The organism is Promicromonospora sp. NPDC050262, from assembly GCF_040655935.1.
GTDB lineage: Bacteria > Actinomycetota > Actinomycetes > Actinomycetales > Cellulomonadaceae > Promicromonospora.
On sequence record NZ_JBFAKX010000008.1, the window covers coordinates 103,076 to 115,295 of the forward strand.

General features: G+C 74.3%; 17 protein-coding genes. 12 read left to right on the forward strand and 5 right to left on the reverse strand.

Annotation, left to right across the window (positions count from 1 at the left end; all coding sequences use genetic code 11):
- The first annotated feature begins 89 nt into the window (after positions 1-89).
- Positions 90-899 carry an SDR family oxidoreductase gene (locus AB0I29_RS14170; protein WP_357482323.1) on the forward strand — a complete coding sequence of 270 codons (810 nt, stop codon included), beginning with the start codon at positions 90-92 and terminating at the stop codon, positions 897-899.
- 40 nt (positions 900-939) lie between these two features.
- Here the strand turns inward: AB0I29_RS14170 and AB0I29_RS14175 are convergent, their stop codons facing one another.
- Complete coding sequence (locus AB0I29_RS14175; RefSeq protein WP_357482325.1) at positions 940-1,770, reverse strand: hypothetical protein; 831 nt, start codon at positions 1,768-1,770, stop codon at positions 940-942.
- Between the two features lie 104 nt (positions 1,771-1,874).
- On the opposite strand from AB0I29_RS14175, the gene def reads away from it, so the two are divergent.
- On the forward strand, positions 1,875-2,441 hold the full coding sequence (gene def, locus AB0I29_RS14180; protein WP_357482327.1) for a peptide deformylase: 567 nt from the start codon (positions 1,875-1,877) through the stop codon (positions 2,439-2,441).
- A 7-nt stretch (positions 2,442-2,448) separates the two neighbouring features.
- On the opposite strand, the gene AB0I29_RS14185 is transcribed toward def, so the two are convergent.
- Positions 2,449-3,126, reverse strand: a complete 678-nt coding sequence (locus AB0I29_RS14185; RefSeq protein WP_285108159.1) for a DUF429 domain-containing protein — start codon at positions 3,124-3,126, stop codon at positions 2,449-2,451.
- Between the two features lie 128 nt (positions 3,127-3,254).
- On the opposite strand from AB0I29_RS14185, the gene AB0I29_RS14190 reads away from it, so the two are divergent.
- Positions 3,255-3,830 (forward strand): shikimate kinase, encoded by a 576-nt coding sequence (locus tag AB0I29_RS14190; protein ID WP_285108161.1) that lies wholly within the window; start codon positions 3,255-3,257, stop codon positions 3,828-3,830.
- A 70-nt stretch (positions 3,831-3,900) separates the two neighbouring features.
- On the opposite strand, the gene AB0I29_RS14195 is transcribed toward AB0I29_RS14190, so the two are convergent.
- Positions 3,901-4,812 carry an aminoglycoside phosphotransferase family protein gene (locus AB0I29_RS14195; protein WP_357482330.1) on the reverse strand — a complete coding sequence of 304 codons (912 nt, stop codon included), beginning with the start codon at positions 4,810-4,812 and terminating at the stop codon, positions 3,901-3,903.
- A 56-nt stretch (positions 4,813-4,868) separates the two neighbouring features.
- Here AB0I29_RS14195 and AB0I29_RS14200 point away from each other — a divergent pair, with 56 nt between their 5' ends.
- The 4 genes from AB0I29_RS14200 (at position 4,869) to AB0I29_RS14215 (ending at position 7,656) form a co-directional block, all read left to right on the forward strand.
- Positions 4,869-5,288, forward strand: a complete 420-nt coding sequence (locus AB0I29_RS14200) for a GNAT family N-acetyltransferase (RefSeq protein ID WP_357482332.1) — start codon at positions 4,869-4,871, stop codon at positions 5,286-5,288.
- A 78-nt stretch (positions 5,289-5,366) separates the two neighbouring features.
- Positions 5,367-5,711: a hypothetical protein gene (locus tag AB0I29_RS14205; RefSeq protein WP_357482334.1), complete on the forward strand. Its 345-nt coding sequence runs from the start codon at positions 5,367-5,369 to the stop codon at positions 5,709-5,711.
- Positions 5,708-6,253, forward strand: coding sequence for a cysteine hydrolase family protein (locus tag AB0I29_RS14210; RefSeq protein ID WP_357482336.1), 546 nt, complete (start codon positions 5,708-5,710; stop codon positions 6,251-6,253). The genes AB0I29_RS14205 and AB0I29_RS14210 overlap by 4 nt, the downstream gene beginning before the upstream one ends.
- A 203-nt stretch (positions 6,254-6,456) precedes the next feature.
- Positions 6,457-7,656 carry an MFS transporter gene (locus AB0I29_RS14215; protein ID WP_357482338.1) on the forward strand — a complete coding sequence of 400 codons (1,200 nt, stop codon included), beginning with the start codon at positions 6,457-6,459 and terminating at the stop codon, positions 7,654-7,656.
- Positions 7,657-7,673: 17 nt separating this feature from the next.
- On the opposite strand, the gene AB0I29_RS14220 is transcribed toward AB0I29_RS14215, so the two are convergent.
- On the reverse strand, positions 7,674-8,150 hold the full coding sequence (locus AB0I29_RS14220) for an SRPBCC domain-containing protein (protein ID WP_285108168.1): 477 nt from the start codon (positions 8,148-8,150) through the stop codon (positions 7,674-7,676).
- Between the two features lie 231 nt (positions 8,151-8,381).
- On the opposite strand from AB0I29_RS14220, the gene AB0I29_RS14225 reads away from it, so the two are divergent.
- From AB0I29_RS14225 to AB0I29_RS14245, 5 genes are all read left to right on the forward strand, one after another.
- Complete coding sequence (locus AB0I29_RS14225; protein ID WP_357482340.1) at positions 8,382-9,065, forward strand: YceI family protein; 684 nt, start codon at positions 8,382-8,384, stop codon at positions 9,063-9,065.
- 49 nt (positions 9,066-9,114) lie between these two features.
- Entirely contained in the window at positions 9,115-9,618 is a 504-nt protein-coding gene (locus AB0I29_RS14230; RefSeq protein ID WP_285108170.1) for a sigma-70 family RNA polymerase sigma factor, read from the forward strand.
- Entirely contained in the window at positions 9,615-10,448 is an 834-nt protein-coding gene (locus tag AB0I29_RS14235; RefSeq protein ID WP_357482343.1) for a zf-HC2 domain-containing protein, read from the forward strand. Before AB0I29_RS14230 ends, AB0I29_RS14235 begins: the two co-directional genes overlap by 4 nt.
- 71 nt (positions 10,449-10,519) lie before the next feature.
- On the forward strand, positions 10,520-10,774 hold the full coding sequence (locus tag AB0I29_RS14240; protein WP_285107985.1) for a prevent-host-death protein: 255 nt from the start codon (positions 10,520-10,522) through the stop codon (positions 10,772-10,774).
- On the forward strand, positions 10,767-11,171 hold the full coding sequence (locus tag AB0I29_RS14245; protein ID WP_285107983.1) for a type II toxin-antitoxin system VapC family toxin: 405 nt from the start codon (positions 10,767-10,769) through the stop codon (positions 11,169-11,171). The genes AB0I29_RS14240 and AB0I29_RS14245 overlap by 8 nt, the downstream gene beginning before the upstream one ends.
- Positions 11,172-11,241: 70 nt before the next feature.
- Here AB0I29_RS14245 and AB0I29_RS14250 read toward each other — a convergent pair whose 3' ends face one another.
- Positions 11,242-12,102: an endonuclease gene (locus AB0I29_RS14250; protein WP_357482346.1), complete on the reverse strand. Its 861-nt coding sequence runs from the start codon at positions 12,100-12,102 to the stop codon at positions 11,242-11,244.
- Positions 12,103-12,220 lie beyond the last annotated feature (118 nt).

Consider the following 12,220-nt stretch of genomic DNA (forward strand, 5'->3'; position numbering starts at 1 on the left):
GCGATCCTAGCCTCTGTTAGTTCGAGACTCGAAGGTGTTAGGGTCCGAACTACTTCGAGACTCGAAGCATTCACGGACGAAGGCGGACCATGTACAGCTACCGCGGCACCACCACCCTCGTGACCGGGGCCTCCCGCGGGCTCGGCGCGGCCTACGCGACCGAGCTCGCCCGGCGAGGCTCGGACCTCGTGCTCGTCGCACGCTCGGCTCCGGCGCTCGACGAGCTGGCCACCCGGATCCGCGCCGGGCACGACGTCGCGGTGACCACCCACGCGGCGGACCTGACGGACCGTGACCAGGTCGCCGCGCTCCTGCGCGACCTCGACTCGGTACCCGTCGACCTGCTCGTCAACAACGCGGGCATGGGGCCGGCCGGCCCCTTCCTGGACCGCCCGTTCGCGCCCGCCCAGACGGCGGTGGACCTCAACGTCTGGGCGCTCATGGCACTGACCCACGGGCTCGGCACCCCGATGACGGCCCGGGGCCACGGGGGCATCATCAACGTCGCCTCGACGGCAGCCTTCCAGCCGATGCCCTTCCAGGCCGGCTACGCCGCGACCAAGGCGTTCGTGCTGTCGTTCACGGAGGCGGTGGCCGAGGAGCTGCGCGGTACGGGCGTCCACGTCATGGCGGCGCACCCCGGCGGGACGGACACCGCGTTCTTCGAGGGCACCTCGCACACCGTCAACCCGCGGTTCCTCGACTCCCCCGAGGACGTGGCCCGCCGAACCCTCGACGACTTCGCACGGGGCAGGAGCTCGTCGTACCCGGGCCGGCGGCTGAACCAGGTCGCGTCCTGGCTCCCGCGGTTCCTCCCGCGCACCGCGACCACACGGATCACCGGGAAGCTCAACCGCACCCTGGGGCTCGACGCCGTCCGCCCCGTGCCCGCAGCCTGACGGCGCCCACCGCGCGACCAGCCCCCACACGCGCGTCCGGTCAGCCGAGCCGGTCCCGGATGACGGCCTCCGCCTGACGCCGGACCGGGACGGCGATCTCCGGGTGCGCGCCGATGCCGACCAGGCGCAGGTACTTGTCGGCGGCGGCGAGCTGGGCGACGGCGCCGGAGTAGGTGTCGAGCACGTCGGCGAACTCGGCGCGGACGCGGGCGGCGACGTCGGGCTGGAGGATCGCCGAGCAGGCGAGGACGGCGGCGTCGTACCCGGCGAGCGCCCGGCCCCAGTACTCCCAGTCCAGGATCGTCAGGCCCGGGGCGGTGAGGTTGCCGAAGTGCAGGTCGCCGTGGGAGACCTCCCACTCGACGCGGCCGAGGTCGATCTCCACGCCGAACAGGGCCAGGATCGAGGACCGGACGGCGTCGGGGTCCAGGACCCGGCGCTCGGTCGCGACCCGGCGCAGGGTGTCGAGCCCGGCCCGGAGCCCGGCCCACCAGGTGTCGGGCAGGTCGACCGGGTGCTCCAGCACCAGGCCGGTACCCACGGCCGGCTGGTCCACGAAGGTCATGAGGTCCGCCCGGACGACCTGGTCGACGTCGTCCCACGGCGCGGCCCACTCCGCGGACCGCAGGTGCCGGGGCATCGGGATGTCGCCGAACGGCTCGCCCGTGGCGGTGGCGATGCCGTCCCAGATCTCGCCCCGGGCCCATTCGGGCGGCTGCGCCGTGACCCGCAGCCACGCCGGGCCCGACGTCCGGACGGCGAGGGTCCGGTCGTAGGCCCCGCGGACCGGCTCGCCGTCGAGGATCACGCCGAACCGGGTGGCGGCCTCGGCGAGGAGCCCGGCGAGCCGGTCCCGGCGTGCGTCCGACATGTGTCTCCCCTGGTGATGCGGCCTGAGCCGCACGTGGATGCGCCCCACGCAACCATGCCGCGGGTACGGTGGCGCGGAACCACGCCCGGCCCGGAAGGAATCGAGTGACCCAGCACCGCAGCGACGACACCTGGATCAAGGGTGTCGCCGACGACGACCTCGTCACGATCGGCGACCCCCGGCTGAAGGCCCCCACGTCGGAGATCGACGCCGACGACGACGCACGCGACCTCCTGGCGACCCTCACCACCCGGCTGCGCGAGCTGAACGGTGCCGGGCTGGCCGCCCCGCAGATCGGCGTACCGGTGCGGGCCGCGATCGTCGAGGTACGCCGGACCGACGTCTTCCCCGACCGGCCCGAGACCGGCCTCATCCAGATCCTGAACCCGACCGTCCTGGAGCGCTCCGCCGAGACGGTGCTCGACTGGGAGGGCTGCTTCAGCGTTCCCGGGTACCTGGGCCAGGTGCCCCGGTCCGAGAGCATCACGGTCCGGTACACCGACGAGACCGGGCAGACGATCACGACCGAGGTGAGCGGGTACGCGGCGCGCGTCTTCCAGCACGAGATCGACCACCTCGACGGCCTGGTGTACCTCGACCGCATGCCCGACATGACCAGCCTCACGACCACGCAGAACTACCTCGACCACCACCGGCCCGGATCGAGCTAGCGGCCGGTCAGGCCCGGATGCAGGCGTCGATCCCGTCGAGCCGTTCCGGCGGGTCGGGATACACCCGCGCGATGCCGTCGGCCACGCGGCGAGCGGTCCAGCACGCCACGGCGGCGTCGAGCACGTCGTCCGGTCCGGACACCTGCCCCGGACGCCCGAGGTCGGCCGGCAGCGCGAACCCGGCCCCGGCGAGCAGGGCCCGCCGGTCCTCCAGCCCGGCCCACGTCGACTTGGGCGCCGAGAGGTGACGCCCGGCCAGGGTGGCGAACGACAGCTCGGGATGCACCTCCACGATGCGCCGGCCGGCCGATCGCACCACGTCGTCCACCTCGAGGATCCGCGGCCTGAGCGCCCACGCCTGGCGGCTGAGGCCCCTGCCCGTCACCCGCCGGGTCGTCTCCAGCGCCGCGGCGTAGGTGTCCGCCGTCAGTGCCGCGGACGGCGGCGTCATGAACACCGACGGCCACCGCGGCCCGACAGCCTGACGGGCCTGCACGTCGGCACGGCGGTATCCGATGCCGGCGGGCAGGCCGATCGGCATGTCGACGCCCACCACCTCGACCCGACCGTCCACGTCGGCCTGTGCGAGCACGCCGGTGAACGTCAGGTCCGCGTACACGTGCAGGTCGCTCGCGACCGCGACCCAGTACTTCTTCGCGACGTCGACGCCCAGCACGCGGACCATCGCTCCATCGTCGCCGACATCGCGCCGCGGGGCACGAGCACGCGGCCGGAGCCCCGGAGCGCCTCCAGGAGCTGAGACCGACCTATGGGTGATACTGGGATATTTCACCCAGAGAGGGGAGGCTCTCGATGATCCTGGTCGGCCCGCTCGCGGCAGGGAAGTCCACGCTCGGCGCCCTCGTCGCCGAGCGGATCGGGCTCCCGTTCGTGGACATCGACGACATCGCCTGGACCTACTGCGCCGAGGTCGGCTGGGACCTGGGCCGCCTGCTCGAACGGGACGACGCCGTCGGCTGGGCCGCCGCCGAACGCGAGTGGGAGCCGGCCCGCGCCCACGCCGTGCGGCGCGTCGTCGAGGACCACCCGGAGACGGTCATCGCGTTCGGCGCCGGCTACACCAGCTTCACCGGCCCGGAGCACGCCGACCAGGTGCGGCGGGCGCTGGCACCGGTCCCCGACGTCGTCCACCTGCTGCCCAGCCGCGACCCCGAGCGGTCGGTGACCGTGCTGCGCGAGCGCGCGATCGCCGGCCGGGGCAAGGACTGGATCATCGAGGGGCGCGACTGGATCGCCGCCTGGGTCGCGGACCCGCTGGCCGGCGAGGTCGCCGCCGCCACCGTCTACACCGACGGCGTCGGCCCCGCCGAGTCGGCCGACCAGCTCGTGCGGCTGCGTGAGCGCCTGCTGGCGGAGCTCGCCGCCTGACGACGGCGGGCGGCCGGCAGCCGGGGCGGGCGGCCGGCAGCCGGGTGGCGCCGCGCGCCGGCGCCCCACGTCAGGCCGTCGCCAGCAGCCGCTCCAGCGCCGCGCGTCCCGGCGGCCCCCACGACGCCTTGCCGCCCGGCCGCCCGTGCGCGCCGGCCTCCCCGATGAGCAGCCCGACGAGTGCCTTCGCTGCGGCCACGCCCCGGGCCCGACGGAGCGTCGCGGCGTCGACACCCGGCCGGTATGAGTCATGGAAGGCGTCGACCCCGCCGTCGGGCAGGAGCAGCCACGGCGCGGAGAGGTCGTAGGCCGGGTCACCGGCGCACAGGTCGCCGAAGTCGATGACTCCGCAGAACGTCCCGTCCGCCGTCAGCACGTTGGCCGGGTGCAGGTCAGCGTGCAGCCACACCGGCGGCCCGGCCCACTCGGGCGCGGCCACGGCATCGTCCCAGACGGCGCGGACGGCGTTCGGGTCGGCGACGAGCCCCCGCTCCGCCGCCTCGGCAAGCTGCCCCGCGAACCCCGCGGTGTGCTGGGCCAGCGGCCCGCCCCGACCGCGGCCCGACGGCGCCCCCTCCGGCGCGGGCCGATGGAGCGCGGTCAGGAACGAGCCCAGCACCCGCGCCGCCTCGGCACCCCGCGTGACCGGGGCCCGGTCGGCGGGCGCACCCGGCACCCAGGTGGTGACGATCCACGGCCGCGGGAACCGCTCGGCCGGCTCGCCGAGGCGCTGCGGCACCGGGACCGGCAGCGGGAGTCCCGGCGCCAGGCCGGGCACCCAGGCGTGCTCCTTGCGCAGGAGCTCGTCCGCCGAGTCCGTCGCCCACGGCAGCCGGACGGCGAGGTCGTCCCCGAGGCGCCAGAGCTGGTTGTCCCAGCCGCGCGCCCCGAGCTCCAGCGGGAGCTCCGCCAGGTCGGGGTGCTGCTCACGAAGCAGCTCCCGGATCAGGTCGGCGTCGATCTCGGTGTCGGCATGCGTCATGCGCAGCCACGGTAGCGGGCGGCCCCGTCACCGCAGCGCGCGCTTAGGGTGCTCTCATGAGCGACGACCCGTACCTCCTGGTCCCCACCGCGCCCAGCGTCGACGAGTACCTGCACCTGCGCGCCGCCTCCGGCCTCTCGCCCAAGAACGCCGAGCAGGCCGCGCCCGCGCTGACGTCGAGCTGGGCCTTCTGCCACGTCCGCGAGGCGGCGACGGACCAGGCCGTCGCGATGGGCCGCACGCTCGGCGACGGCGGCTGGTACTTCCACATCGCCGACGTCGCGACGCTGCCCCAGCACCAGAGCCGAGGCCTCGGCCGCCGGGTGATGTCCTGGCTCCTGGACCAGATCGCGGACCGCGCGCCCGCCGACCCGTACGTCACGCTCAACGCGGACGAGCCCGGCCGGCCGCTGTACCGCAGCCTCGGGTTCGTCGAGACGGCGCCCGCGAGCATCGCGATGCGCCTGGCCCGGTAGCACCGTGTCGGACCGCGCGCTCCGTGAACGGCACCGTGCTCGCCCTGGCCGGCCCGCTCACCTGGCACGATACGACCCATGACGCCCCCGAGGCCCCGCCACCGCGCGGGCTGGATCGTGGCGGCCGTGCTCACCGCGGCCGTCGTCCTGCTCGTCGCGATCGGCACGGCCGCGTTCGACACCGCCCAGGACCGGTGGGCCTGGCGCCTCGCCGACCTGGACCGCAACGAGCTGCACCTGCGGGCCGTGCCGGAGTCGATCGAGGACGGGACGGTCGTGGAGGAGTCGTCGGGCCACGTGGTGGTCAGGTACTCCCGCGAGATCACGAACTGGATGGGCGGCTACACCGGCGAGGTCGAGTCCATCTGCTACCAGTTCTCCTTCGCCGATCCCGACGACTTCTACGAGGTTGCCTGCTCATGACCACCGCCGTCCTCGTCATCGACCTCCAGGCCGACGTCGTCCACGGTTGCTTCGACGCCGACGGCGTCGTCACCCGCTCCGCCGCCCTCGTGGAGCGGGCCCGCGACGCCGGGACGCCCGTCGTCTGGGTGCAGCACCACGAGCCGGGACTGGAGCGGGACACACCGGGCTGGGCCCTCGCGGACGGCCTGTCCCGCCGCCCCGACGAGGCCCTCGTGCACAAGGCCTACCGCGACTCGTTCGCCGACACCGACCTCCGCGACGTCCTCGACGCGCTCGGCGCCACGCGGCTGGTCGTCACGGGCGCGCAGTCCGACTTCTGCGTCCGCACGACGACGCAGCGGGCCGCCGCGCTCGGCTACGACGTGACCCTCGTGAGCGACGCGCACACCACCCGCGACACCGAGTGGGACGGCGTGCCGATCACCGGCGAGCAGATCGTGGCCCACACCAACATGTACTTCTCCGGTCTGCGATACCCCGGCAGCACGTTCGGCGTGGCCCGGCACGACGAGGTTCCGCTGACCAGGCAGGCCTGCTAACGTCCCTGGCAGTCGCCCGGGTCCGCATCGGCCCGGGCACCACGTTGTGTACCGCCCGGTGTCGGGGGCGGCGGCAGGGGCGCGTGTCCCGTCCCACCGCAGTCCTGGATGTCCCCTGGCGGGCCACGGGTCGCACCCGAAGCAGCATCAGGCGCCGGCGACCCCGGGTGGCCCCTCCCGCCGGGCGGCGACGAAGGACATCCATGTCTGCTGCCGCCTCCGGCTACCGCTCCCTGCTGCGCGCGCCCGGCGCCGCCGCCTTCTTCCTTGCCGCCACCACCGGCCGTGTCGGCATCGCCATGACGGGCCTCGGCCTGGTGTGGCTGCTGCACGCCCGCACCGGCTCGTACGCCACGGCCGGCCTCGCCGCCGCGGTCTTCGCCCTGGCCGAGGCGGTTGTCGGCCCGCAGCTCGCCCGTCTGGTCGACCGGTTCGGCCAGACCCGTGTGCTCCCGCTGTACCTCGTCGCCCACGGCGCCGCCGTCGTGGGCGTGCTCGTGTCGACGACGCCCGCCGTGGCCGTCGTCGCCGCGGGCTGTGCGGGTGCGGCCGTCCCCCAGCTCGGCGCCCTGTCCGCCGCCCGCTGGGCGCACCTGCTGCGCGGCGACGCCGACGACCTGCCCAGCGCGTTCTCGCTGGAGTCGCTGGCCAACGCCACCAGCTTTCTGCTCGGGCCGGTGCTGGTCACCGCGCTAGGCGCGGCGGGCCGCACGACGGCGGCCAGCCTGCTGGCGGCGGGGCTGATCCTCGCCGGCGGCACGGCCCTGGCCCTGCAGCGCCGCACCGCACCTCCGCCGCGGCGGGGCGCCGGGCGGTTCCGCGGCGAACGGCCCGCCCTGCTGGCGCCGGCGTTCCTGATCCTGGCGCTGCTGAACCTGGCCATCGGCCTGTACTTCGGCACGATGGGGGTGGCGGTCGCCGCCTTCGCCGTCGGCCACGGGATACCCGGGGCGGCGACGCCGCTCATCGCCGCCGGGAGCGTGGCCGGCCTCCTGTCGGGCTGGCTCTACGGCCTGCGCCGCCGCCGCACGCCGGCCCGCCTCCAGCTCGTGCTGGCCACCGGGTGGCTGACGGCGACCGCCGCGCTGCTGCCGCTCGCGCCGTCCGCCGTCTGGCTGGGCGTCGCCCTGGTGCTCACGGAGGCCGCCGTGCCGCCGACCCTGGTGCTGCTCACCGTGCTGACGGAGCGCTCGGTCCGCCCATCTGTCCTCACGCAGGCGTTCACCTGGAACAACTCCGCCAGCGCGGCCGGATCAGCGCTGGCGGCGTCGCTCGCGGGCCGGGCCGCCGACACCTGGGGCGCGTCGGCCGCGCTCGCGCAGGCACCGGCGGCGGGCCTGCTGCTCGTGGCCCTCGCCCTGGTCCTGCTCCGCGCGCCGCGCCGCCGACCGGTGCAGCCATGACCGGCGGCCGCGACGGGTCAGCCCGCCACGTACCGCGCCATCTTGTCGAGGCACGCCTCCAGCCCCTGCCGCGACATGTCGCGGGCCGCGGTGCTGGTGTACCCGTGCTCGACCATGTGGATGCGGCTGCGCCCGTCGCCCAGGCCGGTGATCTCGACCTCGTGGTGCCCCTCGGCAGGCACGTCGTCCATCGGCGGGGCCTGCGGCACGCCGTCGGCGTCGCTGAACCGGAACGTGTACTCGATGCGCCGCACCGGCTCGACGACCGTGAAGTCCCAGGTGGACCACGTATCCCCGCCGCCGTACTCGGCGGGGGCACGCATCGCGAGCAGCGCGCGGCCGCCCACCCGGAGGTCGACCTCGGCGGCGGGGCAGGTGAACGGGCCGGGCCCCCACCAGGCGCGCAGGCCGTCAGGGGTGCTCCATGCGGCCCAGGCCGCCTCGACGGGTCCGTCGAGGTCGCGGGTCACGTCGACGTCGAAGGTGTCGGTCATGATGCCTCCAGGTCTGCTCGGGCAAGGCGTGCTCGGGCGGAGTGTGCTCGGGCGAGATGTGCCCGGGCGGACCGCGCGACGCACGATCCCGTCAGTATCGACCGGACCGGGGCCGCAGGCTCATCGGAACCCGTGCCCCTCTTCGCCGTCCGATTGAACCGGTACGCCCTTTCACCCGTAGTAGGGGCAGAGGCCGATATCCGGTCGGCCTGCGAACGAGAGGGGCGGAGCGTGCGCACTGGGGCAAAGGTAGGCATCGGCGTCGGAGCGGCCGTGGTCGTGATCGGCGGGGCGGCGGCGGTCTTCGGACCGGGCCTGTACGCGGACTGGGCCAACGAGGCCGCCGCGGACGCGCCGAGCCTGGCGGCGTCGGCGGCACCGCTGCCCGACGCCGAGGCGGCGGCCGGGACCTGGACCGTGACGGACGGGTCGTTCGCCGGCTACCGCGTCGAGGAGGTGCTGCAGGGCGAGGACGTGACCGTGACCGGGCGCACCGAGGACGTCACCGGGTCGGTGACCGTCGCGGACGGCGCGATCACCGCCGCCGACATCGAGGTGGACATCGCGAGCGTCGCCACCGACGAGGCCAACCGCGACGGGTACTTCCGCGACACCGCGATGGAGGTGGGCCAGTTCCCGACCGCGACGTTCGTGCTGACCGAGCCGGCGCCCATCGAGGAGGGCGCCACGTCGGTGGAGCTGACCGGCGACCTCACCGTGCACGGCGTCACGCAGCCGGCCACGGTCGACGCCGAGGTCGCGGGTGACGCGACCAGCGGTGACCCGGTGCAGGTGGTGGGCAGCGTGCCGATCACGTTCGAGGACTTCGGCGTCGAGGCGCCGGACCTGGGGTTCGTGACGGTGGAGGATGAGGGCAGCATCGAGTTCTCGCTGCAGCTGGCCCCTGGCCAGTGATGCGGTAACGACCGGACCGGGTAGCCGACACACACGGAAGGAGCCGCTCGTGGGTGCCGAGGACGAGCTCCTCGAGGCGGTGCACGACACGCACGCCGACGCGCTGTACCGGTACGTCGTGCGCCGCACGGGCGACGAGGAGGAGGCGCGCGACGTGGTGCAGGAGACCCTGCTGCGCGCGTGGCGCCACCCCGAGGTGCTGGAACGCTCGGAGGACTCCGTGCGCGCCTGGCTGTTCACGGTGGCGCGGAACCTCTCCGTCGACCACCTCCGCAGCGCCCGCCGCACCCGCGAGCGCTCCACCGGGCACCTGCCCGACCGCGAGGAGCGCGACACCACGCAGTCCGTGCTGGACTCGTGGCTGGTGGCCGACGCGCTGCTGTCGCTCTCGCCGTCGCACCGGGCGGTGGTGGTCGGCGCGTACTACGGGGGCCGCTCGGTGGCCGAGCTCTCGACCGAGCTGGGTGTCCCCGCCGGGACGGTCAAGTCGCGGCTGCACTACGGGCTGCGCGCGCTGCGCCTGGCGCTGCAGGAGAAAGGAGTCACGGCATGATCCCCGCGGCAGAGTCAGGGGGTGGCGGCGACCGCTACGCCGAGTGGGACGCGGCCTACGTGCTCGGCGCCCTGAGCCCGAGCGACCGGCGCACCTACGAGCGGCACCTGGCCGAGTGCGCCGCGTGCCGCGCGGCGGTGGCGGAGCTCGCGGGCCTGCCGGGCCTGCTCGGCACCATCAGCCCGGCGCACGCGGAGGCGCTCGTCGCCGAGGCACCCGGGCCGGCCGGGCTGCCCGACGGCGGAGCGCCGCCCGGCGAGCCCGCCCCCGGGCGGCCGGCGGACGTCGTCCCGCTCACGGGCCTCGCCCGCGCCGCCCGCCGGTCCCGGTTCCGGCGGCGGGCGCTGGGTGCCGTGGCCGCGAGCGCCCTCGTGGTCGCCGGGGCGGTGGGCGGTTCGGTGCTCACCGCGGGCGGCCTGTTCGGCACGCCGGACGGCGGGGTGCCCGACGCCGGGGGCACCGCCCCGCCGTCGGCCACCGCCGCCGCGGCCCGGACCATCGAGCTGCGGCCCGTGGCCGGTGCGGACATGCGCGCCGAGGTGGTGGCGACGCCCACCGCCTGGGGCACCCAGTTCCGGTGGAGCTGCCACTACCCGCCGGATCCCGGGGAGCAGCCGCCCGAGGGCGTCTACGTGCCGCCGGAGCCGATCCGGTACGAGCTGGTGCTGGTCGGGCGGGACGGGGCGCGGACGGTCGCGGCGACGTGGTCGTGGTCGGGCGGCCAGACGACGGGCCTCGACGCGTCGACGGCGGTGTCGCTCACCGACATGGACCGCATCGAGATCACGCTGGACGGGCACGAGGAGGCGCTGGCGTCGGCCACGCTCTGACGCCCAGCCCCCCGCTGAGGCGGCGCCTTGGCCCGGAACCGACTGTAGCACGCCATGCTACAGTCGTGGGTGTGACAGAGCAGATCAGCCAGCGAGAGCTGCGCAACGACAGCGGGCGCATCATGCGCGCCTTGGATGAGGGCCACACCTTCATCGTGAGCCGCAACGGGCACCCCGTCGGTGAGCTGCGCCCGCTGCGGCGCCAGCGTTTTGTCACCGCCCAGGCTGCGGTGGAGATGTTCCGTCACGCACCAAAGCTCGACTGGAGCTCCATCCGGGACGACATCGACGAGTACGTGGACCAGGACATCGAGCCTCGTGGCTGAGCGCCTGCCTCAGGGACTCCTCGACACCTCGGTGGTGATCGACCTGGAGAACATCCCGGCCGCCGATCTACCCGTCGAGATAGCAATCTGCGCCATCACGCTGGCGGAGCTCGCCGCGGCGCCCGCGGCCACGACCGACGCGACCGAGCGGGCTCGCCGCCAGGATCGGCTCCAGAGAACCGAAGCCGCGTTCGACCCCATCCCGTTCGACATCGAAGCCGCCCGCAGCTACGCCAGGGTCTACGCAGCAGTCGTCGCTCAGGGGCGCAAGCCCCGCCGCCGCCTCGCCGACCTGCTCATCGCCTCTGTCGCGCTCACCGAGGGCCTTCCGGTGATCACGCGCAACCCGGACGACTTCATCGGGCTCGAGAAGCTCGTCGACGTCGCAACCGTCTGAGACCGGGCGAAGGCCGCGTCAGGCCCGGGTGACGCCGTCGCGGCACCAGGGCCTGACAACGCGGCCGGCCTCAGCCCCAGATGGCGTCCGCCCACTCCGGGTGGTCCACGAACGGGTTGCGGTTGTGCTGGAACTGCTCGTAGATCACGTCGTTCCGGTTGGCCTCGAACGAGGACACCGGGTCGGCGTCGTTCCACTCCAGCAGGGTGGAGAGCTTGCCGTGGTACGGGGCCGAGCCGTTGTTCACGGTGTCGTTGGGCTCCAGGTCGGCGAAGCTGTCCTCGCCCTCCCAGCGCACGGCCATGTAGAGGATCATGCGCGCGACGTCGCCCTTGACGTCGTCGCGGGGCTCGAACGAGTCCGAGTCGGTGTAGTTGCCGGGCGCGCCGCTCACCGCGCTGCCGCCCTCGTCGAAGTCCTTGTTGCCGCGGATGCCGTTGACCTGGACGTCCGCCGGGCGCAGGTGGTGCAGGTCGGTACCCGGGCCGGTGGACGTGCCGAAGTCGCCGTGCGACTTGGCCCAGACGTGCTCCCGGTTCCAGTCCCCGACGTCGCCGCCGTTGAGGCTCTTGGCCCGCGACTCACCGGTGTACAGGAGGATCACGTTGTTCGGGTTGGCCGGGTCCTCGTCGGTGGCCATCAGGCCGTCCCACACCTGGCTGTACGACACGGCGTCGGCGTCGCTGATGATGTCGTTCAGCTCGGCCTTGAGCGCCTCGCCCGTCAGGCCCTCGGCGCTGTCGTAGTAGCCGGCGGGGACGTCGGCGACGGCCTGCGCCCCGGCGTCCGACGTCGCGGCGTCCGCCGTCGTCGTACCGGCCGTCGCGACCGCGCCCGGCGCCACCAGCACCCCGGCCGCGACGGCGAGCGCCGACAGCCCGCTCCCCCAGACCCGGCCCAGACCCCGTGCCCGTACGAGACGTGTGCGCATCGTCGACCTCCGTGTGCGACGGCCCGCGACCCCCTGCGGGCCACGGTGCCTCGCTCACCCTGACACGGCACGACCCTGACCTGAGGTGACATCAGTAAACTTTGGGTGAAATCTACCG

Coding starts and splice junctions, on each gene's coding strand:
- AB0I29_RS14170 (WP_357482323.1), top strand. CDS start 90: ATGTACAGCTACCGCGGCACCACCACCCTCGTGACCGGGGCCTCCCGC.
- AB0I29_RS14175 (WP_357482325.1), bottom strand. CDS start 1,770: ATGTCGGACGCACGCCGGGACCGGCTCGCCGGGCTCCTCGCCGAGGCC.
- AB0I29_RS14185 (WP_285108159.1), bottom strand. CDS start 3,126: ATGGTCCGCGTGCTGGGCGTCGACGTCGCGAAGAAGTACTGGGTCGCG.
- AB0I29_RS14190 (WP_285108161.1), top strand. CDS start 3,255: ATGATCCTGGTCGGCCCGCTCGCGGCAGGGAAGTCCACGCTCGGCGCC.
- AB0I29_RS14195 (WP_357482330.1), bottom strand. CDS start 4,812: ATGACGCATGCCGACACCGAGATCGACGCCGACCTGATCCGGGAGCTG.
- AB0I29_RS14200 (WP_357482332.1), top strand. CDS start 4,869: ATGAGCGACGACCCGTACCTCCTGGTCCCCACCGCGCCCAGCGTCGAC.
- AB0I29_RS14205 (WP_357482334.1), top strand. CDS start 5,367: ATGACGCCCCCGAGGCCCCGCCACCGCGCGGGCTGGATCGTGGCGGCC.
- AB0I29_RS14210 (WP_357482336.1), top strand. CDS start 5,708: ATGACCACCGCCGTCCTCGTCATCGACCTCCAGGCCGACGTCGTCCAC.
- AB0I29_RS14215 (WP_357482338.1), top strand. CDS start 6,457: ATGTCTGCTGCCGCCTCCGGCTACCGCTCCCTGCTGCGCGCGCCCGGC.
- AB0I29_RS14220 (WP_285108168.1), bottom strand. CDS start 8,150: ATGACCGACACCTTCGACGTCGACGTGACCCGCGACCTCGACGGACCC.
- AB0I29_RS14235 (WP_357482343.1), top strand. CDS start 9,615: ATGATCCCCGCGGCAGAGTCAGGGGGTGGCGGCGACCGCTACGCCGAG.
- AB0I29_RS14250 (WP_357482346.1), bottom strand. CDS start 12,102: ATGCGCACACGTCTCGTACGGGCACGGGGTCTGGGCCGGGTCTGGGGG.